Genomic DNA, 25,890 nt, shown 5'->3' on the forward strand with positions numbered 1-25,890 from the left:
ATCATTTCTCAGACAGGGGAGTCTTATCCGCTGGCTTTCCTGAAACAAATAAAAGGCACACCACCAGTCCCACCATCGCCAGATAGGCATTAACCGTAAAAGCGCGATTGATCCCAGTAGAAATATCGGGAGCCATTGCCACAATTGTGGTATTCATACCCAAGCCTATTGCTCCCCCACCAATCTGGAACATATAGAGAATTGCTCCCGCCAAGCTCGCTCGCTCCGGCGCTACAACCGTAATTGCGGCAGTAGTAATAGCAGAATAAAACAGGCCAATACCCGCCCCGAGAACCACCAGTCCCGGTACCATTTGCAAAAAAGTTGTTTCCTTATGTAAATGAGAAAGCATAAACATACCGATACACATGGCAATGGTGCCCGCTGAGACAATCGTTTTTGCACCGAGCGTTTCGTAGAGCCCACCGGCAATAAAAGACACCAAACCAAATGAGACCATCATAGGAAGTAGCCCCATTCCCGAATACATCGCCGAGTGATTATGGACCTTACTCAAGTATTGGGGAACGTATACAAGGGCTGCAAAGAACACCACAGACAGCAACAAGGTAGCTATACCTGCGGCAAAGAAACCGTGATTCGTTGCTACATCTACGGGAATTAACGCATCTCTGCCCACATGGCGCTCAACCAGGATAAACGCCCCCATAAACAGCAAGGTGGCTAGTGCCAAGACAATAATCACCGGGCTCTTAAAGCCGATATCCACGACTAAATCCAGCGCCAGTAGAAGGCAAAACAGCGATGTGGTCAGGGTGATTACACCACCGTAATCAATGCGCTCGGTGACATTTTCCGGTGTGTCATCCGGGATAACCTTCCAGCAGACCCAAAATGCCAATGCAGCCACCGGCAAGTTGATAAAGAAAATCCAGCGCCAGCTCAATAAGTCTGTAAGAATGCCCCCCAATACCGGACCAATTGCATTCGCAGCGGCACACATGCCCATCACCAAGCCCCCGGCAAAGCCCGAGCGGTCCTCCGGTAACATCCCGTAGATCAGCCCCAGGATTGCCGGCCACATAAGGGCACTACCGATCCCCATCAATCCCCGCGCCGCCAACAACATTGGAATATTGGTAGCTATACCGCCGAGGAGGGAGAAAAATGCAAAGGCGGCCATGCCGATGAAAAAGATTTTGCGCCGGCCAAACATATCCGCCAAACGCCCGCCCGAGATCAGCAGTACCCCAAAAGCCAATGTATAGCCGTTGATAATCCATTGGGTGGTGGTGATATTGGAGTTGAAGTCTTTTTCGATGGCTGGAATTGCTACGGAAAACGCAGTGAGGTCATTTCCGATCAGAAAAATTGCCAAGCTTAGGGCAAACAGTCCCAGTACCTGAATTCTGGTCAGTTTAGTTTTCTCATCTACCATGTTTCGAGTCCAGCCACAGAGTTCGGTTTTACAAGTGTGGCTCAAACTCGGGAAACGGCAGGGACACTAACTACGCCCCTGTTGGCAAACAAAATGGTGAGAGCCTGCGACTAACGCTCACCTGAAGTGTCTTGAAAGAACTCCTCTACAGGCTGGTAATCCGGATTGGCACCACAAGAACCCCGCACGACCAACTCGGTAGGTAGTACATCTGGCATCGCCGATTTTCCAGAGAGGAGTTCCATCATTTTCTCCACCATCAATTCACCACCTCGGTGGATGTTCTGGCGAACGGTTGTCAGAGGAGGGGTAAAAAACGGGGCGATTGGGATATCGTCAAAACCCACTATGCCGACATCTTCCGGCACCTTATAGCCACGGGCCTGTAGCGCTTTTATCGCCCCCATAGCGATACTGTCACTGGCGGCGAAAATGCCATCAAAACTAAGCCCTTCCTGCGCAACCAGGTCGATAATGGATTGATAACCACTTTCACTGGAGAAGCCGGCGGTCAACTGCCTCGTCGTGCCAGACAGATCAGCTTCATTGAGCGCGGCACAGTAACCTTCAAAGCGCCCATTGACCTCCGGGTGAGCCGTGTCGCCGAGAAAGAGAATTCGCCGCCGCCCCAAGTTCATTAAGTGCTCTGTGGCCTGACGCCCACCCATTTGATTGTCACTACTGACGATGCAATATTCGGCCCCCTGCCTTGAGGTCCCTCCCCAGACAACAAGAGGGTCCCCCTGCTGCTGCAGATCACGAAGTGGGGTATCGTCCACCCCCTGGCCAATCACAATAACGCCATCAGCCCGCCTGGAGCTCATCAGATAAGAATGCCAATCCGAGCGGCTGGCGATACTGCTGGAAAACAGTAAATCGTATTTATGCACCGCAAGGCGATCAGCAATTGAACCAATCATATCGATCATAAATGGATCAGAAAATGTCTGGCCGCCACTGCGCCCCGTATTAATCACAACCGAAATTGTATGGCTGCGTTGCAGGCGTAAGTTTCGCGCGCTCTCATTGATTTTGTAATTCATGGAGCTCGCGATTTTTTGAATACGCTCGCGAGTCTTTTCGTTAATCAATGGATTATCGTTCAGCGCTCGCGAAACAGTAGATTCAGAAACTCCCGCCAACCGAGCAATATCGGACATGGAAACGGGAGAGGAGGACCCCTTGGGCATGGCGTACTTCACCTTGTTCGCGGGAAAAATGCCATCTTAGGCCCGTCGCCCAAGTTTGTAAAACCACCCCGCTACCCAGCCAGGGGGGCTGAGGCCTCAAGCGTCTCATCCCCCCGCTCTACGGAGCGACGGAAAAAGAACAGAGTAATCAGAATCACTGTGATGGGCACTAAGGATAAGTAGAAAGCCACCTGGCCATCAAAAGCCTCGAAAACCGACCCGGTAATCAGGGAGCCCGTTGTACCGCCCAGCGCAGAAAAAATCACCAGTAAACCTGTCATTGCAGAGTGCTGATGGGTGGGCAATGAACTGAGCATCACAGAGTTGATAGCTGGATACACTGGTGCCATAAACAAGCCAATCAGCGGTAAAACAAAAGCCGCAACTGGGGCACTAAGCCAGTTTACATCGGGATTCGCCACAATATTACTCGCCAGGGGCAAGCTAACGACCACCAGTACTCCCATCGCAACTAAGCACACATTCAGCATCGGGTACCAGTGTACTTTACGCATCATCACACCGGCACCAAGTCGCCCCAACGCCAGCCCTGCGGCAAAGATACTTGCAGCCTGAACACTCATTGCAGCGGGCAGCTTAAGAATTTCATTATTAAAGGTCGGCAACCAACTTCCTATCCCCTGCTCAATCAATACATAGAAAAATACGGAGATCACGTAGATGTATACCAGGGGTTTGGCCATCAACTTTATCATCGCGATAAAGTCCTGTTTCGGGCTAGCCTCTTCGATTCGCGCCCCGGATTCATCCAGCTCTGTGCACCAGAGCAATACAAATGCAATCACACAGACCACCGCCAACACCCAATAGACATTGAGCCAGGCAGTCGACCCTTGGTTCGATGAATCAATAAAAGCGCTAAACAGCCAGTAACCACTGAGAACCCCCACCATAAACACCCCCTCCAGGGTGTTTAGAAGGCTCGCATGTGCGCTGCGGCCCTGCGCTAGTAATCCCACGGTGGAGTATGCGGCAACCTTTACCAATGCGAACGCAACACCCACGGACAAGAACAGTAACTTCGCCGTCCAAAACCCGGGTAACAGGGGCATAGCTGTACAAGCCAGGGTGACGATTGCCAACCCCGCCAGCATCGCCCGCTTAAACCCCAGTCGGGGAAGCTGGGAGGCAATCAGGAAAGACACAATACCGATGGGGATATCCTTGAATCCCTCCAGCACACTCGCAGCAGACTTACTCACCCCATAGGTATTGATTACCTGCAGGATCACAGTACCCACGCTGTTCAACAAAATGGCAAAGACAAAGTAGATAGCGAATAGAGATAGGAGTATGCGCTGATTCTTCATAGTGGATTCTATCTGGCTCTGTGGTTTAGGCAGTCAGCCGTACCAACCTGTTATTGTACATTTTTTACCCAGACTTTGTGGAGAAAGGCGACTCCGCCCCAATGCCTGAAGATACCCAGTATGTATCAGTCAGGCAAAACATTGCAATCGTTTGCATAAAAACCAATGAAAATTTGGGAATGTCTTATGCCGATCAGTCACAAATCAACTGGCAGTTGACCCAGCAAAAGAAAATAACCTTTATTTTTCAGCAACTTACAGACTTTTCGGAAATGAAAATCAGGTCTATATTCTAGTAACAGCCAGGCTTAACCCTAGATTTGCAATCGATTGCAAAAAGACATCAACTACGGATAGACTGAATGCCCGTAGCCGGAGGCCCAGCAGACCCGGCCCTAGAACCCAATCTCCAATCCAGTGAAAGTGGTATGAAGCAAAAACAACAAATCAAACACAAGATCCACCCCTGGGACTTGGTGGAGGACACCTTCCAGCCCGAAGATTACAGCCTCAATGCCACCCTATTCTCCCTCGGTAATGGCTATATCGGCTTGCGCGGTACCTTTGAGGAGGGTTTCGATCCAGAACCCTTTACAGATGGTTGCTACCTAAATGGAGTCTACGCCAGCGAACCTATCACCTATGGTGAGTCTGCTTATGGCTACGCGCGCAACAACCAGAGGATGTTGACGGTTCCCGACGGCAAGACCATTTATATCAGCTTGGATGGAGAACGCTTTAGTCTCGCCCAAGGCGAGCTACTCAATTACGAGCGCCGGCTGGACATGGCCGCGGGGTTCAGCGAGAGAAAACTCACTTGGCGCTCCCCAAAAGGAAAAACCATTGAACTCAAAGTGCAGCGCCTGGTTTCCCTCAGTGAGAAAAACCTATTAGCTCTGCAACTGGAACTCACTCCCATCGATTTTGACGGAGAGGTACACCTGCAATCCTGCCTTGATGGTGACCTTGCCCAGGCAGAACGCAGTGAGGACCCACGCCTTGCCTCCCCTATTGACCGGGGAGATATCGAATGGCTGGAAAATACAGCTGAAGATGGTTACTTGGCCCTGCCTCTATCCGTTAAGAGCAGTGGCTTCTCTATACGATGCGCAGCCCTGCACCTTTGTGAGAGTGACAGCGATTACACGTCCAACAACCTCCGCAGTGAAGACTGCGTCTCGGTTGACTATCGCTTTGCTGCCCGCCGCAACACCCCTATTCGCCTAACCAAGTACGTCGCTTACTTTGCACAGCAAAATGCTGAGCCGATATCAGCTGGCGAATTGCATCATTACCTGGAGCGCTGTGCGGCTAAAAGTTTTGCGAACCATATCGAAACCCAGCGTGCCCAAATGGACAACTTCTGGCTTGAGTCCGATATTCAGGTCAGTGGAAATGATGCCCTGCAGCAGGGAATACGTTTCAACCAGTACCACTTGTTCCAATCCCTAGGTCGGGATGGCAATACCAATATTGCAGCCAAAGGACTTTCCGGTGACGGCTATGACGGTCACTATTTCTGGGATACAGAAATCTATGTACTACCGTTTTTCCTCTACACCCAACCCGAATTAGCGCGCGGTCTACTGGAATACCGCTACTCAATCCTCGATGCCGCACGAAAAAGGGCGAGGGAAATGTCGATTCAAAAGGGAGCACTGTTTCCCTGGCGCACCATCGGCGGTGAGGAGTGCTCAGCCTATTACCCGGCAGGCACTGCGCAATACCATATCAATGCGGATATTGCCTACGCCGTGCGACATTACTGCCGGGTTACCGGTGATGTCGATTTTCTGCGCAACAAGGGCGCAGAAGTCGTGATAGAGGGCGCGCGTATGTGGTTGGAGCTTGGCCACTTCAACGCACTTCGCGACAACCAGTTCTGCATTAATGAGGTTACCGGACCAGACGAGTACACTGCCCTGGTTGACAATAATTTCTACACAAACCTGATGGCCAAGGCCCATCTTGAATATGCTGTTGAAGTATTACAGTGGTTAAAATCATTCGATCCTGCAGCATGCGATGAGTTAACCCAGCGTATTCAACTCGACAAACAGGAAATTGATAACTGGGCCAAGGCCGCAGAAAGCATGTATCTGCCCTACGATGAAAAGCAGGGTATACATTCTCAAGACGATAGCTTTCTAAACAAACCCCGCTGGAATATTGCCGAAACGCCTGCCGATCAATTCCCGCTGTTACTTCACTATCATCCCCTGGTGATCTATCGACACCAAGTTTGTAAACAGGCCGATGTCGTTCTTGGCCTGTTACTGGAAAGTTCAGAATTTTCAATTGAGCAGAAGCGTCGGGATTTCGACTTCTACGAACCGCTCACCACACACGACTCCACTTTGTCCGCTTGTATTCACAGCATTATTGCCAGTGAAGTTGGGTATCCGGATAAAGCGCTGAACTACTTCCAGCAAGTTGCGCGAATGGATCTGGATAACCACCACAACAATACCCAGCACGGCATACACACTGCCTGCATGGGGGGTACCTGGATGTGTATGGTCCAGGGATTTTCAGGAATGCGCCTGCACGGCAATGAACTCAACTTCAATCCATATCTGCCCAATGGAATGGACGGCTATCGTTTCCGGTTGCAATTCCGTGGCCGCACGATCGCAGTCGATGTCGATTCTTACAGCGCCAGGTACACCTTGGTGAAAGGCGAAGCGCTCAGCCTTCATCACGGCAAGCAAATTCTATTCCTGGAGACACCAGGGCAAACAGAAACCATTCAAATAGCACCGATGGAGGAGGTATCCTGATGATCTATCGTGCAGCAATCTTTGATCTCGACGGCGTTATTGCAGACACCGCTCGTCTCCACCTAATCGCATGGAAACAGCTGGCTGAAGGGCTCAACCTTCCCTGGACAGCGGATACTGAAGAGCGCTTAAAGGGCCTGGAAAGAATGGCTTCCCTTGAGGTGATTCTCGGGGAAAAAAGCAGCAATTACACTGAAGAAGCAAAAATCGCACTGGCTGCTAGAAAAAACAGCCGCTACCAGGAATTAATTCGCAGCCTCTCTCCCGCAGACTTGTTACCGGGCGCCGGTGAACTGCTCGCATGGTTAAATTCTCAGCATATTCCGGTCGGCCTCGCCTCAGCGAGTAAAAACGCGCCGGCGGTACTGGAAGCCCTGGGAATATCCCGTTGCTTTTCTGTTATTGCAGACCCAGAAAAATCTGCACCTAAACCTGCACCAGGTATATTCCTAGCCGCCGCCAAAGGTCTCGGAATTGATCCAGAGTTTTGCATTGCTTTTGAAGATGCGCCCGCTGGAGTCAGTGCAATTAAGTCCGCAAATGGCATGACGGCTGTAGGCATAGGTAATCCAGATTCGTTAAAGGACGCAGACTATACGCTGGACAGTCTGGAACAATTTGTGCCAAATGATTTCTTTCTATCAGTACTAGCAGAATCGGGTATGCGCCAAAATAAAGGCTTGGCTGTTAACGAATGAAGTGAGATAAGCACAAGAGTAAAAGCCTATTTATAGAGCAAGCATTTAGCTCAGATAGAGTCTTTCTACCAAATTGCTATTCCATTATTAATAGCTAAAGGCTGCTACTCCTCTACAACTTACATATTGCTTTGGAGATGTAAAAAGTAGCAGCCATGCTTATTAGAGACATTCAACCTCTAATTTTCAAAGCAAGCGCCCTCAACAGCATCAGCCGTATTCCCAACCCAAGAGTTCACACATGGGAAGTTATTATCGCCAAGGTCCGCATTATTATTGTTAGTCGCTTCATTACTAACAATGGTATTGCCTTCTTGACCGTCATCGCAAACAAAAGTATCTCCCGGTAAATAAACACCAGTTGCAGTATTAGTAATTTCCACTCCATTGCCTTCTACAACAGTTTGCGAGATAACATTCCTATCACTACAAACAATCACTCCATACTGATCAAAACCAGATACCATATTCGACAAAAGATAAGAGCTGTCCGCACCCACTTGAAGAATCACCCCCCAAGCTCCACTAGCACTGGTAGATGTAGATACTTCATTTGCAATAAGTGTAGAATTACTGCCGTTTATAGCTACTCCAATTTCCGTAGTTTCAGAGATTACCGAGTTAGACAATGTATTATTGTCTGACACAAAAGCCACTGAAACGGCATTGCCCTCAAAGGCTATACCTGTCACCGTATGCGCCCCGTTTCCGATTGCCTCTACACCGAACCCACAACCTTGCACCTTGCCATTTGATAAAGCTCCCCCAGTGACAACAGCTCCAGTGCCATCTAGAAATACCCCATCAACATCAAAATCACACTCAATAGTAAATCCATTTAAATCAAGATAACCACCAGGTCCGACGACTGTCAGTGCAAGGTCAAACGCTGATGAACAAGACAAATCCTCAGTGAGAACTTCAGCTGTAGTAATGATATCACCGCAGGAGACATCAGCCTTTGCGCCGTAGGATGTAATCAATACACATCCTGCAAACAACATACGAATCAAACCTGAAGGCCGTTTGATGTATCTATCTTTCATAAAATCTCCTCAAACGAAATTATAAATGCCCACCTATAAAGTAGACCTAACCCATATTGGTCTAAATTTGAGAATCAACCATGAGAAATTATTCTCAACGAAAAAGTTATCAGCTTAAGGGGCCTTACTTCGCCTGATAAAACGGGGGCGGATATTCTTTAGTTACCAGGGAATCAGCAATACCAACAACTATTAAATACATTGCTATCACGACAATACTTGGCTCAATGAAACAGCACAACTTTCATCATAAGTGCCAGTTATATTTTGAAACCAGCATTTAGACAAGAAGGTTGTTTTCATGCCCTAGACATCAGCAGAAAACAACTCCAAGCTAAAATAACATTGCCACTCGATACTATTAGATAATCTAGTGGCAGATCGATAAAATCCTATTGTTCAATAAATCTTATCAGGGAGGGATCTATCTTGCAGATACAATCTGTTATTGGATCTCCAACATCAATCAATTTAAAGTCACAAAACTCGAACCCAGGCCCCACCGAACAACCCACAAGCACAGGGCCTGAAATTGGCTCTGCAGCCTGCCAAGCGCCAGCAGGAACAACACAGCAAAATGTATTATTCTCTGCAGAAATTTCAATCTTTTGCAAACAGCTATCCTCCTCAGTCCAAATATAGAGAAACAAGCCGTCCCCCTGATATAAGTTCCAAATCTCATCAGATTCGACCCGGTGAAATTTCGACACTTCACCTTTCTGTAGGGAGAAGTAAATATGCGTCAATGCGCTTCGCTTCTGCCCATCCTCTCTTGTTACTATTGAGTTCGACTTAAACACCTGAAGAAATTTCCCGCCTTCAGGATGATCAATTAAGTTATCAGGCTTCATGGACTGATCAGCACCTTGAAATTAGAATTAGAAATATATTTATACTAGATTATCTACATAATATGTCAGTGAAATTCAATTCCTATGGAACAATAAGTATAATATTTGAGCAGATACTAATTTAAACACAGGCTCACCCAGTTAAAATTAGGGTGAGCCTTTTAGACATCCTTACCTTAAGCAATCAGGATTGGCATTAGTAAAAGTATTTCCAAGCCAAACATTGGTATTACTACACGCATTTGCATTTAGTTCTTCCAAGTCAAAATCCGTGTTACTCTCAGATGTATTGTTGAGAATATAATTAAAAAACTGATTATCCGCTTCCATATAGATACCCACTGAACCATTCATCTCAGAGGTGTTCTGGCTATAGTTCCCGAAGCTGGAATCAGCAATATAAATTCCATATCGATTATTATCATATATATAATTTTGGGTTAAATTTGGGGCATCACCATCCAACTGAATCCCATCTAGTAAGTTACTTTCGATAATATTTGAGATCAAAGTATTTCTTAGCCCCGTAACTAATATACCAGTATTACCATTACCATTAGCACTTGAATTAGTAATTAGATTAAAGTCGCTCGATACCGCCAACCCTACAAAGTCATTATTGTTAGCAGAAATATTGGTTACATTATGAAATCCATCACCAGCCAATCTAACGCCCGTCTGGCAGAATGATATAGTACCTGCGCCCTCCAAATACCCCACAAGACCGACAACATCTATGCCTATTGCAGAATTATTGTCACAAGTAATGGTATGACCATTCATATCCAGGCCACCAGTTGGGCCAACAATGGTTATCGCGATATTATCTGTACATACCAAATCATCATCCAAAACTTCTCGGGTGTTAATGGTATCACCACAATCAACCGCCGATGCAAGCCCGGATATTAGCAAGCAAAAAGCACCTGCAAATATAGATAAAGTACACTTCATACCTTGTAATTGCCATATAGCCATCTTACTACCCTCTATAAAATCAGTTAATAATGACCTTCTCCTGAACAGAGTGTGATCCAGCTTGCTAAAAGGGCTATAAGAAATTTCTCTTAAAGAAATGGCAACTAAGTACGGAATCTAAACATCTGTGAATGGTAAATAGTGGCTATCTACGCCAATTAGATAAAACGCAAGAAAGCAGTGTTGGATATGAAGCCAGTGGGCCTTTACATGGGAAGTTTAAGGGGGCGATACTCATTACCCTCCTTTTCCCTTCCTTAAAAAAGGCTCTGCACAAATCTACCGCTAGCCTGATTACTGTTATTGCTCTTTATCTCAAGTAACTTTGACACCTTTAATAGTATAAATTAGCGGAATCTCATGTCCTTTAAAAGACAGGTAGTATTTCCCCTTCTCACGCTCCTCCATGCCATCAAAACAGTTGTAAGGGCTATACGGGTATTCTTTTAGTTGAGTGATTTGAATACCATATTTTAATAATGCACTCACAACATCGCTAATCGGATGTGACCAGGTGGCTAGGGTAGACTTGTCACCCCGATCATTCTCTGTATAGGTACCCTGCTCTTCAATATCTGGGTCGGCTCGATGAAAGTATGTGTAACCAGAGAAAATATCATAAAATGGATGAAATTCCGCGATGTAGAAAGTCCCCCCCGGCTTTAAGCATTGAGCAACAACTGATGCCCACCGCTCGATATCCGGCAACCAACAGAGTGCGCCGTAGGAAGTAAAGACGACATCAAATTCTTTATTGTTTGACTCTCCAAAACTGTAGATATCGTTGCAGATAAACTCTCCATGTAAACCTGAACGATCAGAAAGAACCTGTGCTTCAGCAATGGCTATAGAAGAAATATCAACTCCCGTCACCTTCGCACCCAATCGAGCCCAAGACAAGGTATCCAATCCAAAATGGCACTGTAAGTGGAGTAAACTTTTTCCAGACACACTACCTATATCTGAAAGCTCGACTTCATTTAAAGTAGATTTTCCGCCTAGAAATCCATCAATATTATAAAATTCAGACTTAACATGAATACGGGTGCGGCTATCCCAGGAGTGTCGGTTAATTTCAAAAAAATCCATGACTCACCTTCTAATTACTTATATTTATCGATTCTATTTAATTATCAAGGGTAAGAAATTTAAATTTACTTGTAAGTCCTATTCCGTTATGCCTTGAGTTCAAGAAAACTAAGATTGCCAATCATTCTAACTATATATTTACAGTAATGCTTCAGCTACAAAAGGCTCTATTGAACTAAATTGCAAGTACAAATCATGATTTACTATAAAGCAGGCCAAGAATCTTTGAGAAAAGCCCTAAATGGGGACAATAGAAGATAGAATCCTTAATCTACGATTGATTATCCTCATCATATCTTAGGCGCGCTTTACGAATCTCAGGATGATGTTCATCTGCCCAAGAGACTAACTTCCACACAGCTGCAGATAACCCCCTTCCCAGGTCAGTTAATTCATACTCCACTTTAACTGGAACCTGCGCAAAGACAGTACGGAGTACAAAACCATCGCGCTCTAAGTCACGCAGGGTTTGCGTCAACATTCGCTGTGAAATCCCTTCAATACGCGACTTCAGGGAGTTGAAGCGATCTGGACCATCAACAAGGGCAAACAATATCAGGATGGACCACTTGTCACCAATTTGAGCCACTACATTACGAACGGGACATTCATCATCATTCACAAACACGCGCCTCTCACTATTTTTATTCTGCGTCCCCACCCTTCCACTCCATAGGTTATCAAAAAGTAACTTAACCACTTAATAGTGCCTTATTGGCAACCAACTCTCAAGTGAGTAACCTAGTATAAATAAGTAACTTAACCAGAAATCACCTATAGACCCATATAGATATATACCCTGTTATGACCCAAGCTCTCTTAGACAAGGCCCTCACCCAATACGCCTCCAATAGACCCTCAACCGTTGACGATATATTTACACCGCAGTTTGTCTCTGTAGGGAAATTTAACATTCGCTTTCTACGCAAGGAAAAACCTCAGGCTCCCAGCCTCTTACTGCTGAATGGCCTACCCCAAAGTATTCGTATGTGGGAGTCATCTATTGAAGCATTTAGTGAAAAGTTTGATGTGTTAGCCTTTGATATCCCAGGATTTGGCTTATCAAAAGCAGAGGAAGGAGATATGTCTCCAAGCAGCCTGAGCGAAGCCCTTGTTCAAATAATGAACCATTTTGGCATCAATCAGGCCCACCTAGTAGGGCCGGATGTGGGCGTGCCTATTGCTTTAGCAGCCGTCATTAACCACCCTCAACGATTCTTGAGTCTCAATATCTTTGACGGCCCAGGCACCTTCCCTCCAAAACTCTCTCCTATTCTTATGACCGTTGTCAGATCCCGAATGGTTCGCTGGCTAGCAAAAGGCTTAACCAAGAAGTCAGTAATGAAAACCAATTTCCTGACTGCCGTCAAAGATGGTTATCACAACTACAAGCCCAGCAAACGAGCTATCCAAGAGTACTATGACATAGCCTTTGATAGTGACAGTCACAAGTGCGCCATCAGTTTCTTTGGAAGCTATTCGAAAGAGCTTCCATGGATTGAGAGAAAACTAAATGGTATTAAAGTTCCGACATTGATCACTTGGGGCAAGAGAGATCCATTTGTTTTAGTAGATAATGCGACTGCCTTATCCAAGCACATCCCCAATAGCAAGCTAGTTATATTTGACAACGCATCTCACTTCTCATCGGAAGATGCTGGGCAACAGTATGTTGACTTGATAATCAATTGGGTAGATGGCGGCTCCCTTGAGCATCGTGACGCTTGAGTTTTTCAAACCTTCAAGTATCAGATACCTAATCACTAATTGAATTGAAAGTAACGCTACCTAATCTCGCCACTATTAAATCAGGGGGCACTCTACAACCATCATTAGAGAGCCCTTTTATCAAATTGGTTTTTTTAACTCATTAACTTTGATTCTGATTCAGCATCATCCTTCCCCTTTTTGGCCTTAATCTGCGAAACACCAATCAGTGCGCGGCCTAAGTCTGAAGCATAAAATCCCGCAGCCAATATTACTAAGGCGCCAAATAATGTAATTCCATCAGGCAGATCTCCGAAAATTACAAAGCCAATAACAATAGCCCAAAATAGTAAAGCGTAACTAAAGGGCTGCAAAATCGAAGCTGGAGTAAGTGCCAGTGCCCTAATCAGCAAATAGTGGCCCATTGCACCTAAGAGTCCATTCAAAATCAACAATTGCCATCCTGATACTGTCGGCTTTACCCAATAAAATGGTGCTAAGCTTCCAAAAATAATAAGACCAATGGTCGCGGTATAGAAAACGGTTGTATCGGCACTATCAAAGTGTGAAACACGGCGTGAAAGCACTTGATATACGGCCCATAGGATAGCTCCTAAGATGGGAATCAAGGTTTGCCAACCCATCATTCCCATTCCAGGCCTAATGATAATAAGGGCACCTATAAATCCAGCCGTAACACTGACCCAGCTCCTTGTGTCTATCCTCTCCCCTAAAAACCATCCAGCCATTAATATTGCAAATAATGGAGCTGTCGCAGCTATAGCATGCACATCAGCCAACGACATCATACTAAAAGCAAAAATAAATACTGAAACCTCAAGAGCGAGAACAATAGCGCGCGCTAATTGAGTGCCAAATATTTTACTTTGTACTATGTCTAAGTTCCCTTTGAGTCTCGCCAAGCTTATAACTATGAAGAAAAATATCGCGAAACGAATCGCCATTATTTGAACGATAGAATAGTTCTGAACGAGTAGCTTACCTGTTGCATCCATACCAGCCAAACAGAGCATTGCCAAAATAGTCAGAATAATTCCACGACTGTCTTTAAACTTCACTTTAAACTCTCTAATAAAGACTACAGATTCTATAAACAGAGCCACCGATTATAAATTAGTTATGAAATGTAAGAGCAGTCTGAATGCCTTGGGCTACCTGAGAATAGAAGCCGGAATATAACTTATCCCGGCACTAGTACGCCCTTAATTTTCAGTTACTGTAGAGGAAAGCTTGAAGTGACTGAGCGCCTTTTCAGCAATTTCTTTACCATATTCCTGCACAAAGTGGCCCGCCTCCGCTAGTTTGAGAGGCTCTGGGCAGTTTTTGATGGTTCCCCTCAGCAACTCCATCACTTTCTCACCAAGTACAAAGTCCCTCATTCCAATCGCCATAAAGCTCTCACCACCCCAGCTCCTAGACCAGAATTTTCGAGCCCTTACCCCTAGCTCTGCTCCCTCCATATCTGGATCAACCGGTACAATTGACGGGAATCGACGAACGCCAGCCTTATAGCGGTTGTCTGGAAAAGGCGCATCATAGGCTACTATATCGAATAAATTGACCTCAGATTGAGCATCATTGGCAATGAGCCCTCCCACAGGGATTTCAGGTACATTGACAGAGAAGTTCCGCCAGTGGTAGAACCCCTCTGATGCACCATCCCCTGCTGCGATAGCTGTATTCATTACCAGTAATCGGGTAAATCTATCCGGCATATCCATTGGGAGTGTCAATCCCAGAAGTCCACCCCAATCCTGGCAAACCAGCGTAATATTCTTAAGATCCAAATGCTCAATCAAACGCATCAGGCTGTTACGATGGAAGTTAAAAGTGTACACATCTTCATTGACGGGCTTATCTGAGCGGCCAAACCCAAACAAATCTGGAGCAATTACCCGGTGTCCTGCCTCAACAAAAACTGGGATCATTTTTCGATATAAGTAACCCCAACTGGGCTCTCCATGGAGGCAAAGAAAGGTAGTATCCGCATCCTGCTCCCCCTCATCGATATATGCCATACGCATAGAATCATAGCCTTCCAGGCTATCAATATAGTTGGGAGTATACGGAAAACCCGGTAGTAGGGAAAAGCGCTCCTCAGGAGTTCTCAATCGTTCAATAGACATCGGCAACCCTCTTTTAGTTGAAAGTTAAGTAAGCGCCTTACCTCTGAAAGCTAGATCAATGGGAATCCAAAGATCATCCATTGTGGCGCTTTTATCCGTGCTTCATATCTGAAAAGGTAACTGTAAAAAATACCTATTATCCTACTAGATAATAAGGATAAATATGCTCCTAAAACATGGCATGATCTCTAATTTTTACATTTAGAAACCTTAATAGGCGCCAGATCACTTAAACTACCCCATAATGCCAATCTGGCAAGTCTGAAACCATTGGGCTAAGTACAACCGACCCTGTCAAAGCCGATTAATCAAACTTCTTACCATTAAAAACATGTTAGATGTATTGAAATACCCATCTGGATGTATGCTGTCTACCAGCAATACATCTCAATTATCAGTGAACAGGAGTTGGAGCCTAGGAGAAATTAGGCTCCAAAAATCACTGGGAGGCATATATCACTGTAAGAACAATATCTCTCATGACTATGAACCATGGACAAAACCTCAATACACTTTACCAAAGCCCGCCAAGATCCAGCCCCTTTTCACTGGAGAATCCATTTCTACCTCCCTGGCGAACAGGGTTTTGGGTGCTGACTCCATGATTTTATATCCCCTATTATCAACATAAGTAACTAAAGCAACATGGGCGATATATCCTTTTTCAGTCTTTCTATAGAACACCAGATCTCCCAACTGCGGCTTATAAGACACTGGTTTCAAAGATTGAATTGACTGGAAATAGGAATATAGATTTCTTGCTCGGCGATGGAAAAATGGATTCTCTGGATTATTACCATTTCGAGCATCATAAAAATTTGGATTTTCTACAAAACTATCTCTCAATAAGACCTGAAATGAATATCCAGCCATTCCGTAAGCGATATTAGGTACATCACTACAGACAATAAATCCAAGTTTCCCTCCTATATTATTATACATCCCCATCAGTGGATCATAAGGCGTAAACCAAAGAGAATATGCATTATCGACAACCAGATTAACATTTGGAAGGCCATGATGATTGGTAAAACTTCTTTCCCCCTTATAGGTAGAAAAATAGACGAGCAGTGGTATTGCCAAAACAACAACAAGAAAGCCAATAAATTTTTTCATATTACCAAAAATGTACCAACCCAAAATCACTAATACATATGAAACATTACTAAACTAATAATAGGTGGGGGAAAAGAGTACAGCTAACAAACCCTTACGCCACCTTAATGCCACTTTTTAGTCCGAACGTCAACATACAGCTAGCAATAGGAATTGGGGTAACTTCTCATAACTTAATAGAACTATCTCCCACTGCCAAATTAAATTTGTATATGAACGTTAAGGTTTCACACCTGCAATGACCTTAGGGCTCTCAACCTCGACTCTAATTTCGCTTCATGAATGCAGTTTAATCACATACTTTATTGGGGAGCCTCCGGAAGGATTTGGGTTAGACCACAAAGATCGAAGCTCCATTATTTGTATGGATTTGAAAATAGATTGTAGTTAAATTTTTCAGGCAATAAAAAAGCCGCACACTGGAGAAGTGTGCGGCAAAGCTTGGAAGCCTATGGGAGAGGCATGAGGTTAAAAATCGTACGCGAAGCTAAGCTTGATATTGCGCGGTAAGATGTAGCGGACATTAGACGCTAGCGGATCGCGGGGATCACCTTCGGTGATACCATCTTCATCAGTTAAGTTGTCCACAGCCAACTGGACAGTAATATCATTGATATAAGCCACCGCACCCAGGTCAACTTTTGTATAGGCTGGCAAAGTTACTTCATTATTGCTTCCATTAAAGCGATCACCTACCCGACTGATATCGGTATACACAGCCATATCAATGTCATTCAGTGTGAAATCATAATTCTGGCTCAGGCGCACCTGGTATTCAGGCTGACGCATAACCTGGTTGCCTTCATATTCACCACTCGTGATTTCTGGCCTTTGCAGGGTAGTATTTAACCCAAAGGTAAAATCTCCCCAGTGGACTTTACCGTCCAATTCGAGACCAAGCGCCTCAGTCTCCAAACGAGTACAGGTACTGCTGCCGATGATACAGTCAGGCATACCCTGGGTTTCGTTGTAGAACAGCGTCGCAAAGAGGGAGTAATCTTGCTCCTGTAATTTATAACCCAGTTCGTATTGGTCAATGTCGATTACAAGGTCAGACCCAGCAATGAAGCTATCACCGAACTCACGATAGTTGTCAAAGTCTGCGAACTTAAAGCCGGAGTTTATACGGAAGAAAGTGCCCATATTTTCGGCAAAGGCCCAGTCCACTGCGGCAGTATAAGCAGTGCCATCTTCGTCCGCTTTATAAGTGGTAAAATTGCCGTCTCGCTCACCATGATCCACGGAGTAATTGGTTTTACGGTTTGCGGAACGCACGCCCAGATCGAAGGTAAAGTCCCCTAAGTAGAACTCACCGGCGACATAAAGCGCGTTTTCACGGGCATCACCCACGGCATCCACATCATATTTCCAATCACAAGTGGAAATATCTGCGGATGTATTACAAGCGAGATCACCAGTTAGCTCAGAGCCATCAGCAGTTCCTGTGATCAGCTCCCCATCTTGACCCAGTACGTAGTATTTCTGGTTACCCAGGGACCACCATTCATCAACTTCCCAGCTTGAGGTGTAATAACCGGCTGTTACTTTAAAGTTATCCCACTCTTTTGCCAGGCTAATGTCATTTGTCGTAGCCTCGATATCTTTGCGTACTACCCAGGCACCAAACTGCTGTACCACAGTACCGCCACTAAGTTCGTTTCCAGAGGCGGTTACTACTGCTTGATCAGTAAGAGAATTCAGCGATACAGGCGCACCATTAGGAACAAAACCCAAAGTATCAGCGTTACCTGCTGTAAGTCCAAAGCGTTCGGTGAGACTCCAACCATCCCCCAGGTCTAGCTCCAGATAAGCACCGGCTACATTGCCATTCCAACCGCGCCCTTCGCCCATATCGAAAGTTTCCCAGGTAGTTTCTGAGCCGCCATTACCGTCAGCCTGAGTAATGGGTACAGAAACCTTGCGATTACTGGGGCCTACCTGGGTGTAATCTGTTTCCAGAAATGCAGCATTGGGCAAATACCAGGTACCAGTATCTTTTGTATCCCGGATGTAAAAACCCGCTTTGCCGTTATCCATCTCTTTGGTGATGTGCAGGGTAAATTGATGCCCTTCTTCCGCATCAAAACCCGCATCGCGAATACCCGGGGAGGAAGATACGTAGCCCCCGATCATATAATAAACATCATCTGCGAGCTTACCAGTCATTAGGGCATCTGTTCGCTGCAGATCATAGTCAGATAAAGTGTACTTAAAGCGCCCCTCTGTCTCTTCAGTACCTTCTTTTAAGATAAAGTTGGTAGTCAGACCTGGCTGGCCATTGGAGAAAACCGGATTGGGTCCACCGCGCAGAGCTTCCACTCGCTGAATAGTTTCATCGACACGAAATAGAGAAGAGTTTTCTAAAAATGAGAGTGTTGGCGCTGGATACAGAGGCAATCCGTTCATGGATACCGTGACAAAGGGTGCATCACTACCGCCAGGGAAACCGCGAACATCGATATTTGCCCCAGAAACACCGCCAGAGCTCTCAACCCACAGGCCTGGAACGGACTTCAACAGGTCTGCAGTACTTGAAGGAGAGGCTTTGCTAATCTCATCATCACTTAAAGTTGTGATAGAAAAGCTGGCATCCAGCTTACGCATGCCTGCACCGCCAGGGGTGCCTGTTGTGATGACTTCCTCCATCACCATATCGTTTTCAGGGCTAATTTCTTGGGCTGCGGCATAGCCGCAAAGACCAACGGAGAGCGCGGCCATGGATACGGCCTGCGCCAATGGTTTCTTGCTCATCAACTCTTCCCTCTCGTCGTCATTCTTATCTGTTCTGATACTTCGGTGCTATTTTTATAAAGCTTTATGCAATCGATTGCATAAAGAGTTGCTAAACGCTACTTGATGCACCGTGCTTTAACTATAATGCGCAAATGCAATCGATTGCAAATTGAATTGATGGCTAGATTTGAGTGACTAGTCATCCGTAAGGCCATCGCAGATCAAGATTTGAGGGGTAGGGGCAGATTTTCTGCCATTGATAGAAGATCATATTTGGAAACTACACCCGGATGTTCTTAGATTTAGTATGTAGGGCTGTCCAAGTGTGGCGCCAAATTATTGATTCTAGAAGCATTCGGCGACGAGTGCTTCCATGCAAGTGCCAAGCGGCCGGGAGAGTTATCGTGGAAAAAGGCAAGTGCCAACAGGCGGAGCATCATTCACATACACATAACAGCCACTGTGGCCACACAGCCATTCGCCACGGGGACCATATCTGCTACCTCCATGACGGCCACCTACACCATCCCCACAAAGACCACTACGACGAGCACGTCTTGGAAGTAAGCACCCAAAACCCGGAGGGTTGCCACCCTGTTACAGGGGGCTACGACAGCTCCCATGTCCACGGCAAAAACTGTGGCCATGAGCAGGTTCCCCACGGAGATCATGTTGACTACCTGGTTAACGGGCGACTTCACCATGTTCATGGTGATCACTGTGATGACCATGGACCGGTCGAATTGGCTAAACATCAGTAAGCCTGCTAGCCAAAACTTGGCGAGGCCAAGATTTATAGCAATCCAAAGTTACCTGAGCGCCGATCACATAAGCTGAGATTTTATTTCTACTGACGGCGCCCTTTCATGTTCAGATCTCGTTTTAGCTGCTCTCTATGCCTATGCCGTTAATCCAACTGCTTCGAATTTGAGACTCAGATCAACTCATTAACACTAAAGACTTTTGCATTAAAAACTCCTGAAATAAAAATATCTGGGCAACCTAAATGAAAGCCCCACCGAAGAGAAAGAAAAGTACATTGGCCAACCTGTTTTCTAGCGCTGAAGACGAAAAGGAGTTGCCAAGCAATTCCTTTTTGGCGAGATCTTTCAAAAAGGGGCCATCCTTTTGTTCAACGCAAGGGGAATTATTAAAGAAGATCTCTTTGGTGATCTGGAGGTAAAAGACCTGGAAGTGAAAGCCGGTAAATGCCTTATTTTCTCACCCCTAAATATGCACACATCCTATGCAAACACATCAAAAGATAAATCTCGATTTTCGTTTGCCGGGAGGTATATAGCTAATTACATAAAAGTTGTTCCTTATGGCAAAGACAACATTTCAACCATGGTGGGCTTGCTGGAATTCACATTGCCCAAAGTAGGTAATTTTCAGGTGTTTGGCAAAGATTCTTACGGCTACAATAAAATTCTGGATGATAATGAGTCTACTTCAGAATCGGTGTTACCCCTTCTACTATGGGGCAATTAGCAGTAAAAGCGTTATTTCGGTAAGTTTGGTAATATAGTTTAAAGAAATATAAGTAATGTAGCTTCCTCTCAATATCCTAAGAAACTAGTGGCAGCACTAGCTTGAGCAGCCCCCCACACGACACTTTATCTTTAGCACTAAACTGTATATATTTCGACGAATATAGAACTTATGACCAAATCATGATGGAAATCGAAGAAGTAGCCAAATCGCTTAAAGAGCTGGGACACCCAACCCGCTTGTTGATCTACAAAAAAGTAGTCAAAGCTGGCCTACCGGGTATTCCTGTAGGCAACATCCAGGAGCAGTTAGATATCCCCGGGTCAACCCTTTCCCACCATATTTCCAGTCTGATTTCGGCGGGATTGATCTTCCAGCGTCGTGAGAGCCGAACCCTGTTCTGCGTAGCCGAATATCAGCACTTAACTGAGGTTATTCAGTTTTTACAAGATGAATGCTGTCACGATGATTTCAATACACCGATAAAGTGTCCTGATATCAAGTGTGCGGTACCGGATCAGCACTGAACAATGTCGCTCCTGCTTTGGGCGACCTCTATCGATGAAGTCCGAACTTTCCTCTCTTCACCCCGATAGGTACATGTAGGCCCTAAATTCTGCATTAGGTACCGCTAGAATGACCATTCACAGCAATAGCCAGCTTTAGTTGGCTCCCTTCCCTTGATACCTTTCTTAGATACCTCGGAAATAACTCGAACACACACCTTTACTTAACACCTATATTTCCATTATTCTAGAAATATCATATAATTTGAGTTGTGTACCCCAGCATACAAAGGCCAGAGGAAACCATGAAAAAGAGCCATCCAAACGCCATTCAGGCAGCCAATGAAGCGGTAGAGTGGGGGCTTGCCCATGGCTTGGCTTTCAAATCTAGTCGTGGCTCAGCGAGCCATGTTCCTTTTAGCCTTACCCCAAGTACTATCGCTCTGGAACGGTTTGAGACGTTAAAGAAAGCAGTACCCCTATTGGGAAAGCTGATCCATCAAGTCTCAGAAGATCACCAATTTCTTCACGAAGCTATCAGTCCTGTTGCACATGGAGACCCGTTTTTCGGTGCCTTACTCGCCATGCATGGTCAAATAAAAAATGCGCCCCGCCTCCCCCTCCTGATTATGAGAAGTGACTTTATGGACGATGTGAGCCAAGGACCAAAGCTTATTGAGTTCAATGGAATCGCAGCAGGAATGGGGCCCTTTGGGCAGCGTATTTACGAGTTGCACCAATTCATCCGCTCGCAAAGTCCTGAGACCTATTCCAATTGGTCCAATACTTCGAACGGCCAACCTATAGAGAACCCAGCAATTGAGCGACTCTCCCAAGGCCTTGCCGATGCGACAAGAGCCATCAAAAGCGAGTTTGGAGATGGTGGCAACCCAACATTTCTAATGGTGATACAGGAGCATGAAGACAATGTCTTCGACCAACACCTTCTTGAATATGCCTTAGCTGAAAAAGGCATACGTACGGTACGAAAGACCTTTCGCGAACTAAAAGCGGGCCTGGTAACAGGCCCCAACAATAGGCTCCTGCTGCAAGGAATAGGCCCTGTAGATTGCGTGTATTTACGAGCCGGCTACAACTACTGTGATTATGTCGCCAAAGACCTGGATAGCGAGCGCTGCTGTGAAACACTGATGCAATCGCGAATTTTGCTTGAGAGCCATCGGATCGCAATTAATGCAACCGTAAGCCAACAACTGGCTACCAGCAAGCGTGTACAAATGATCCTTTCGTCCATGTCAGTAGAAACGCTAACCGGATTCAATGTATCCCAAGATGAAGCGGTTCTAATCAAGTCATTACTTGGCGACATGCAACCAATTTCATCAGAGACGATAGGATGGTTCAGTCAGCAGAACGCCTCTAAGTGGGTGCTCAAAAATCAGGGAGAAGGCGGCGGGCACTGTGTCTTTGGCCAGGATATCAAGCTGAAACTCAAACAGCTCTCAGTAGACGAATACCCTGCCTGGGCACTAATGCCACGCTTGAGCCCGCCCCCTAGAAGCAATCCCGCCCTGGTAGTCAAAGACTCTGAATTATATTTAGTAGGCGATTTAATCAGTGAAATAGGTATGTTTACGGTTCATTTCAATGGTCAACCAGCTACTTCAGAACAAGGTTTTGCCGGCTACTTAGTTCGAAGTAAATCCTCTCAGGAAATGGAGGGTGGCGTGCATAGCGGCAAGGGCGTTTTAGATTCACTGATATCCAATGTCGCCTGACAACATCACAAGCAATCCGTAAAAAGGATCTCTTGGCACCATAAATCACACTTCAAAGCTAATGAAAACACACTGACAAAATTCATTATTTCTATATTTCTAGTAATAACAAATTTAATTAAGGAGCTAAAACAATGCCCCCAGAGTTCATATCCATGCTAGAAGAAGCTCTCTCTATGTTTGCTTTTCTTGCAGTTGAGCTGACAGTATTATTTTTAGCTATCAGCTACCTCGTTGGTGTATTGCAGCAGTACATTACACCGGAAAAAATCCAAGCGACCCTAAGCTCACGCAATGGCCGAGGCTACGTAATAGCCGCATTACTTGGCTCCATTACACCTTTCTGTTCATGCTCTACTATTCCATTTTTGAAGGGACTACTTCGCGCCCGCGCTGGTTTCGGACCAATGATGGTGTTCCTATTCTCCAGCCCTCTACTTAATCCGATTGTTATTGGCTTGTTGATCTTTACATTTGGTCTCAACGTAGCGATTTTTTATTTCACTCTAGCGATGACTGTGTCAATTTCTGCGGGATTTGCACTGGAAAAATTTGGATTCGAGCGTTTTGTCCGCGATGGTGTCTACCGAGACACAAATAGTAAAAATCCCCCTTCACCCAGTGAGAACAAAGGGATAGCCAATAATTTGGCATTTAATAATGGAGTCTTGGCTACAACTGGCGCAACCAATACAGCAACAATATCTTCTCTATCATCAGCTGCAAAAACTGGAGAAACTACATCCTGCTGTATCAATACTCCGGCAAATAGCTGTGATTCTGAGGGAGGAGTAGAAACCCAGAAACTAAATCGCTGGGTCATTATTTGGAATTCCACCTGGATAGATTTTAAAAAAACACTCCCCTATTTACTGCTCGGTATTTCTCTGGGATCATTCATTTACGGATTTGTTCCTACTGATTTGATCGTAACCTACGCAGGAGAAAACAAGTGGTACGCGATTCCAATTGCAGCTGTAATCGGTATTCCACTCTATATACGTGCCTCTGCTGTTATCCCTCTGAGTGCTGGTTTGGTGCAAAAGGGCATGGCTCTCGGATCGGTAATGGCACTAATTATCGGCAGTGCTGGCGCCAGCCTGACAGAAGTTATCCTATTAAGGTCCATCTTTAAAACCCAGATGATCGCAGCATTTTTAGTGGTTGTTTTAGGTATGGCTATCACAGCGGGTTACCTGTACACCCTTCTGTTTTAATTCCAGGTATTTTGGAGGTAGAGACTTATGAACAAGATACACGACGCGATTATCATTGGCGCAGGGCCTATTGGAATTGCTGCCGCTGTACAGCTCTTGTCGAGAAAACTGAAGCCCTTGGTTTTAGAGAAAGGCATATCGGCCGGCAGCGCCATGCTGGATTGGGGCCATGTTCGGGTTTTTACACTCTGACCTTATATCATTGATAAAGCAGTTGCTAACCTCCTTGATATGAATGGCTGGGTATATCCAAATAGGGAATACTTACCTACAGGCCGTGAAATAGTGGACGAGTATTTAGGTCCATCAGCCAAAACTTTGGAGCCAATTAATAAAAGTACTCTTATTTTATTTAGCTCCATAAAATTAATTGGAGATGATTTCCTTAATCAATTTATGGTGATAGATTTAGAGATGAAAGCTGGGGAGTGTTTGATCTTTTCTTCATTGAACTTACATGCTTCCCATTCCAATACCAGCGATAATAGTAGAAGGTTCTCCTTTGTAGGAAGATGCACTGCCAACCACATAAAGGTAGCCCCCTACGGAAAAGATTTATATTCAACCTATGAGGGACTTGTCGAATATGATACCCCTAAAATCGACACTTTTCAGGTTTTCGGCAATGATACCTACGGTTACAACGAAATCCTTAAAGAATAAACGTTCATTTAAAGCTTTGTCAGGTTTTGGGTATATGCTTGTCGTACCACCGGAAAAGATACGGCGAGCTTTGCCAACATCCGCACCAATATTTTATTTAGCAAGGAATTTGAGCTTATAATCCGCCTAACAATTTCTGTCTTTCGAATCGTCGCCGCGCCTATTTTACGCCTTTCATCGGAATAACTATCTACTGTGCCGTTTATAATCGCATCAACTGCAGCTATCGCATCGGCAATACCCAGATTCATACCCTTGCCACCTACGGGAGAATGGCAGTGAGCGGCGTCTCCGACTAAAAGTACGCGCTGGGAGCGATAACTCTTCGCCTGCCGAATTGAAATTTGAAAACTACCGGAGCGATGGATATTCTTAATTTTTAGCGGCACATCTAGTGCTCCCAACGCATCTGGCTGGGTAGCAACTACTCTTAAACGCTGTTTACCCATAGGTAAAGTAATTGTAAATTGATTGCCGGGCCGCTGAATATCCACGCTAACTAAATCGGGATCACACTCTCCTTCTATATCTACATCAGCGACTCCCCAAGGTTCCGGCAAATCTGTACCAGAAAATGGAATACTCAGTTTCTCACGAATTGTTGAATGAACTCCGTCAGCAGCAATTAACCAGTCAAAGCATTCGACACTGCCGTCAGACAGGGTAACTACCACCCGGTGATCACTAGAATCCACTTCAGTAGCAGCCACGCCATATTCAACTGAAACGCCTTGCTCAAGTAAAGCATCTCGCAAAATTTCCTCGGTGCGATTTTGCGGCAGCCCAAAGCCCACATACTCTTTATACGCATCGCCCCGGTTATCCAAAAATAACAGCGGCCTACCCGCTTGAAGATATTGAACTTTGCAGAGTCGCATCGCCTCAGAGACCAAGTTATCTGAAACGCCCACCTTAAGAAGGCGCCTGATGGTGCAGGGAAAAATACCGACTGCCCGAGAGAGTTCACTGGGCTTGGTACGGCGTTCAACTATTCGGCATTTGATTCCATAGAAAGACAAAGCACAAGCTGCCGCCAACCCCGTTGGGCCCGCACCAACCACTAACACCCGGTCTATATGGCTCACTGGTAGTGTTGCACTCTGTCGTTGAACTCACTTCTATTGTAGAAGCCCGGGAAAAAGCAAGGCACGGCCATCATAGAAGTAAACACACCTGCTGTGATAAAATCGCAATTTCAGGGCACCCCTC

24 protein-coding genes are annotated in these 25,890 nt (G+C 45.4%); 11 read left to right on the top strand and 13 right to left on the bottom strand.

The window, feature by feature from the left end; all coding sequences use genetic code 11:
- Position 1: 1 nt before the first annotated feature.
- The 3 genes from ACJJI3_RS07835 to ACJJI3_RS07845 form a co-directional block, all read right to left on the bottom strand.
- Positions 2-1,399, bottom strand: coding sequence for an MFS transporter (locus tag ACJJI3_RS07835; RefSeq protein ID WP_444942071.1), 1,398 nt, complete (start codon positions 1,397-1,399; stop codon positions 2-4).
- A 110-nt stretch (positions 1,400-1,509) separates the two neighbouring features.
- Positions 1,510-2,589, bottom strand: a complete 1,080-nt coding sequence (locus ACJJI3_RS07840) for a LacI family DNA-binding transcriptional regulator (protein WP_444905658.1) — start codon at positions 2,587-2,589, stop codon at positions 1,510-1,512.
- Between the two features lie 71 nt (positions 2,590-2,660).
- Positions 2,661-3,920, bottom strand: coding sequence for an MFS transporter (locus ACJJI3_RS07845; RefSeq protein ID WP_444942072.1), 1,260 nt, complete (start codon positions 3,918-3,920; stop codon positions 2,661-2,663).
- Positions 3,921-4,021: 101 nt separating this feature from the next.
- Between ACJJI3_RS07845 and ACJJI3_RS07850 the strand changes: the two genes are divergently transcribed.
- The 3 genes from ACJJI3_RS07850 to pgmB all read left to right on the top strand — a co-directional run bounded on the left by ACJJI3_RS07850 (position 4,022) and on the right by pgmB (position 7,398).
- Entirely contained in the window at positions 4,022-4,216 is a 195-nt protein-coding gene (locus ACJJI3_RS07850; RefSeq protein ID WP_444942073.1) for a hypothetical protein, read from the top strand.
- A 66-nt stretch (positions 4,217-4,282) separates the two neighbouring features.
- Positions 4,283-6,700, top strand: a complete 2,418-nt coding sequence (locus ACJJI3_RS07855) for a glycoside hydrolase family 65 protein (protein ID WP_444942074.1) — start codon at positions 4,283-4,285, stop codon at positions 6,698-6,700.
- The gene (gene pgmB, locus ACJJI3_RS07860; RefSeq protein WP_444942075.1) at positions 6,700-7,398 is read left to right on the top strand and encodes a beta-phosphoglucomutase; all 699 of its coding nucleotides are present in this window, start codon (positions 6,700-6,702) and stop codon (positions 7,396-7,398) included. The genes ACJJI3_RS07855 and pgmB overlap by 1 nt, the downstream gene beginning before the upstream one ends.
- Positions 7,399-7,577: 179 nt before the next feature.
- Here the strand turns inward: pgmB and ACJJI3_RS07865 are convergent, their stop codons facing one another.
- The 5 genes from ACJJI3_RS07865 to ACJJI3_RS07885 form a co-directional block, all read right to left on the bottom strand.
- Positions 7,578-8,444: a NosD domain-containing protein gene (locus ACJJI3_RS07865; RefSeq protein ID WP_444942076.1), complete on the bottom strand. Its 867-nt coding sequence runs from the start codon at positions 8,442-8,444 to the stop codon at positions 7,578-7,580.
- Between the two features lie 392 nt (positions 8,445-8,836).
- Positions 8,837-9,295 carry a cupin domain-containing protein gene (locus tag ACJJI3_RS07870; RefSeq protein WP_444912725.1) on the bottom strand — a complete coding sequence of 153 codons (459 nt, stop codon included), beginning with the start codon at positions 9,293-9,295 and terminating at the stop codon, positions 8,837-8,839.
- Positions 9,296-9,466: 171 nt separating this feature from the next.
- Positions 9,467-10,273 carry a right-handed parallel beta-helix repeat-containing protein gene (locus tag ACJJI3_RS07875; RefSeq protein ID WP_444942077.1) on the bottom strand — a complete coding sequence of 269 codons (807 nt, stop codon included), beginning with the start codon at positions 10,271-10,273 and terminating at the stop codon, positions 9,467-9,469.
- Positions 10,274-10,588: 315 nt separating this feature from the next.
- Positions 10,589-11,362: a class I SAM-dependent methyltransferase gene (locus tag ACJJI3_RS07880; protein WP_444942078.1), complete on the bottom strand. Its 774-nt coding sequence runs from the start codon at positions 11,360-11,362 to the stop codon at positions 10,589-10,591.
- A gap of 271 nt (positions 11,363-11,633) precedes the next feature.
- The gene (locus tag ACJJI3_RS07885; protein WP_282933302.1) at positions 11,634-11,984 is read right to left on the bottom strand and encodes a winged helix-turn-helix transcriptional regulator; all 351 of its coding nucleotides are present in this window, start codon (positions 11,982-11,984) and stop codon (positions 11,634-11,636) included.
- Between the two features lie 182 nt (positions 11,985-12,166).
- On the opposite strand from ACJJI3_RS07885, the gene ACJJI3_RS07890 reads away from it, so the two are divergent.
- The gene (locus tag ACJJI3_RS07890) at positions 12,167-13,090 is read left to right on the top strand and encodes an alpha/beta fold hydrolase (protein WP_444942079.1); all 924 of its coding nucleotides are present in this window, start codon (positions 12,167-12,169) and stop codon (positions 13,088-13,090) included.
- 134 nt (positions 13,091-13,224) lie between these two features.
- Here ACJJI3_RS07890 and ACJJI3_RS07895 read toward each other — a convergent pair whose 3' ends face one another.
- The 4 genes from ACJJI3_RS07895 to ACJJI3_RS07910 all read right to left on the bottom strand — a co-directional run bounded on the left by ACJJI3_RS07895 (position 13,225) and on the right by ACJJI3_RS07910 (position 19,083).
- Positions 13,225-14,148, bottom strand: a complete 924-nt coding sequence (locus ACJJI3_RS07895) for a DMT family transporter (RefSeq protein WP_444942080.1) — start codon at positions 14,146-14,148, stop codon at positions 13,225-13,227.
- A 144-nt stretch (positions 14,149-14,292) separates the two neighbouring features.
- Positions 14,293-15,216 (bottom strand): haloalkane dehalogenase, encoded by a 924-nt coding sequence (locus ACJJI3_RS07900; protein ID WP_444942081.1) that lies wholly within the window; start codon positions 15,214-15,216, stop codon positions 14,293-14,295.
- Between the two features lie 504 nt (positions 15,217-15,720).
- Positions 15,721-16,332 carry a CHAP domain-containing protein gene (locus tag ACJJI3_RS07905; protein WP_444942082.1) on the bottom strand — a complete coding sequence of 204 codons (612 nt, stop codon included), beginning with the start codon at positions 16,330-16,332 and terminating at the stop codon, positions 15,721-15,723.
- 468 nt (positions 16,333-16,800) lie between these two features.
- Positions 16,801-19,083, bottom strand: coding sequence for a TonB-dependent receptor (locus ACJJI3_RS07910; RefSeq protein WP_444927455.1), 2,283 nt, complete (start codon positions 19,081-19,083; stop codon positions 16,801-16,803).
- A 386-nt stretch (positions 19,084-19,469) separates the two neighbouring features.
- On the opposite strand from ACJJI3_RS07910, the gene ACJJI3_RS07915 reads away from it, so the two are divergent.
- The 7 genes from ACJJI3_RS07915 (at position 19,470) to ACJJI3_RS07945 (ending at position 24,681) form a co-directional block, all read left to right on the top strand.
- Positions 19,470-19,826 (top strand): hypothetical protein, encoded by a 357-nt coding sequence (locus tag ACJJI3_RS07915; RefSeq protein ID WP_282933309.1) that lies wholly within the window; start codon positions 19,470-19,472, stop codon positions 19,824-19,826.
- Between the two features lie 367 nt (positions 19,827-20,193).
- Positions 20,194-20,556 (top strand): hypothetical protein, encoded by a 363-nt coding sequence (locus ACJJI3_RS07920; RefSeq protein WP_444942083.1) that lies wholly within the window; start codon positions 20,194-20,196, stop codon positions 20,554-20,556.
- A gap of 182 nt (positions 20,557-20,738) precedes the next feature.
- On the top strand, positions 20,739-21,083 hold the full coding sequence (locus ACJJI3_RS07925) for an ArsR/SmtB family transcription factor (RefSeq protein WP_413665278.1): 345 nt from the start codon (positions 20,739-20,741) through the stop codon (positions 21,081-21,083).
- Positions 21,084-21,367: 284 nt separating this feature from the next.
- Complete coding sequence (locus ACJJI3_RS07930) at positions 21,368-22,801, top strand: hypothetical protein (protein WP_444942084.1); 1,434 nt, start codon at positions 21,368-21,370, stop codon at positions 22,799-22,801.
- 134 nt (positions 22,802-22,935) lie between these two features.
- Positions 22,936-24,018 carry a permease gene (locus ACJJI3_RS07935; RefSeq protein ID WP_444942085.1) on the top strand — a complete coding sequence of 361 codons (1,083 nt, stop codon included), beginning with the start codon at positions 22,936-22,938 and terminating at the stop codon, positions 24,016-24,018.
- 27 nt (positions 24,019-24,045) lie between these two features.
- Positions 24,046-24,210, top strand: a complete 165-nt coding sequence (locus ACJJI3_RS07940; RefSeq protein WP_413665275.1) for an NAD(P)-binding domain-containing protein — start codon at positions 24,046-24,048, stop codon at positions 24,208-24,210.
- A gap of 39 nt (positions 24,211-24,249) precedes the next feature.
- Positions 24,250-24,681, top strand: a complete 432-nt coding sequence (locus tag ACJJI3_RS07945; protein WP_444942086.1) for a phytanoyl-CoA dioxygenase family protein — start codon at positions 24,250-24,252, stop codon at positions 24,679-24,681.
- 8 nt (positions 24,682-24,689) lie between these two features.
- Here ACJJI3_RS07945 and ACJJI3_RS07950 read toward each other — a convergent pair whose 3' ends face one another.
- Positions 24,690-25,766 carry an FAD-dependent oxidoreductase gene (locus ACJJI3_RS07950; protein WP_413665273.1) on the bottom strand — a complete coding sequence of 359 codons (1,077 nt, stop codon included), beginning with the start codon at positions 25,764-25,766 and terminating at the stop codon, positions 24,690-24,692.
- Positions 25,767-25,890: the final 124 nt, after the last annotated feature.

Source organism: Microbulbifer maximicatervae (SeqCode) (genome assembly GCF_052466985.1).

What these genes read in the sequence shown, in the direction of transcription:
- ACJJI3_RS07850 (WP_444942073.1), top strand. Translation starts at nt 4,022, where the DNA reads ATGCCTGAAGATACCCAGTATGTATCAGTCAGGCAAAACATTGCAATC.
- ACJJI3_RS07840 (WP_444905658.1), bottom strand. Translation starts at nt 2,589, where the DNA reads ATGCCCAAGGGGTCCTCCTCTCCCGTTTCCATGTCCGATATTGCTCGG.
- ACJJI3_RS07940 (WP_413665275.1), top strand. Translation starts at nt 24,046, where the DNA reads ATGAACAAGATACACGACGCGATTATCATTGGCGCAGGGCCTATTGGA.
- ACJJI3_RS07855 (WP_444942074.1), top strand. Translation starts at nt 4,283, where the DNA reads ATGCCCGTAGCCGGAGGCCCAGCAGACCCGGCCCTAGAACCCAATCTC.
- pgmB (WP_444942075.1), top strand. Translation starts at nt 6,700, where the DNA reads ATGATCTATCGTGCAGCAATCTTTGATCTCGACGGCGTTATTGCAGAC.
- ACJJI3_RS07900 (WP_444942081.1), bottom strand. Translation starts at nt 15,216, where the DNA reads ATGTCTATTGAACGATTGAGAACTCCTGAGGAGCGCTTTTCCCTACTA.
- ACJJI3_RS07930 (WP_444942084.1), top strand. Translation starts at nt 21,368, where the DNA reads ATGAAAAAGAGCCATCCAAACGCCATTCAGGCAGCCAATGAAGCGGTA.
- ACJJI3_RS07880 (WP_444942078.1), bottom strand. Translation starts at nt 11,362, where the DNA reads ATGGATTTTTTTGAAATTAACCGACACTCCTGGGATAGCCGCACCCGT.
- ACJJI3_RS07925 (WP_413665278.1), top strand. Translation starts at nt 20,739, where the DNA reads ATGATGGAAATCGAAGAAGTAGCCAAATCGCTTAAAGAGCTGGGACAC.
- ACJJI3_RS07875 (WP_444942077.1), bottom strand. Translation starts at nt 10,273, where the DNA reads ATGGCTATATGGCAATTACAAGGTATGAAGTGTACTTTATCTATATTT.
- ACJJI3_RS07845 (WP_444942072.1), bottom strand. Translation starts at nt 3,920, where the DNA reads ATGAAGAATCAGCGCATACTCCTATCTCTATTCGCTATCTACTTTGTC.
- ACJJI3_RS07835 (WP_444942071.1), bottom strand. Translation starts at nt 1,399, where the DNA reads ATGGTAGATGAGAAAACTAAACTGACCAGAATTCAGGTACTGGGACTG.
- ACJJI3_RS07935 (WP_444942085.1), top strand. Translation starts at nt 22,936, where the DNA reads ATGCCCCCAGAGTTCATATCCATGCTAGAAGAAGCTCTCTCTATGTTT.
- ACJJI3_RS07890 (WP_444942079.1), top strand. Translation starts at nt 12,167, where the DNA reads ATGACCCAAGCTCTCTTAGACAAGGCCCTCACCCAATACGCCTCCAAT.
- ACJJI3_RS07910 (WP_444927455.1), bottom strand. Translation starts at nt 19,083, where the DNA reads ATGAGCAAGAAACCATTGGCGCAGGCCGTATCCATGGCCGCGCTCTCC.
- ACJJI3_RS07945 (WP_444942086.1), top strand. Translation starts at nt 24,250, where the DNA reads ATGAATGGCTGGGTATATCCAAATAGGGAATACTTACCTACAGGCCGT.
- ACJJI3_RS07870 (WP_444912725.1), bottom strand. Translation starts at nt 9,295, where the DNA reads ATGAAGCCTGATAACTTAATTGATCATCCTGAAGGCGGGAAATTTCTT.
- ACJJI3_RS07865 (WP_444942076.1), bottom strand. Translation starts at nt 8,444, where the DNA reads ATGAAAGATAGATACATCAAACGGCCTTCAGGTTTGATTCGTATGTTG.
- ACJJI3_RS07905 (WP_444942082.1), bottom strand. Translation starts at nt 16,332, where the DNA reads ATGAAAAAATTTATTGGCTTTCTTGTTGTTGTTTTGGCAATACCACTG.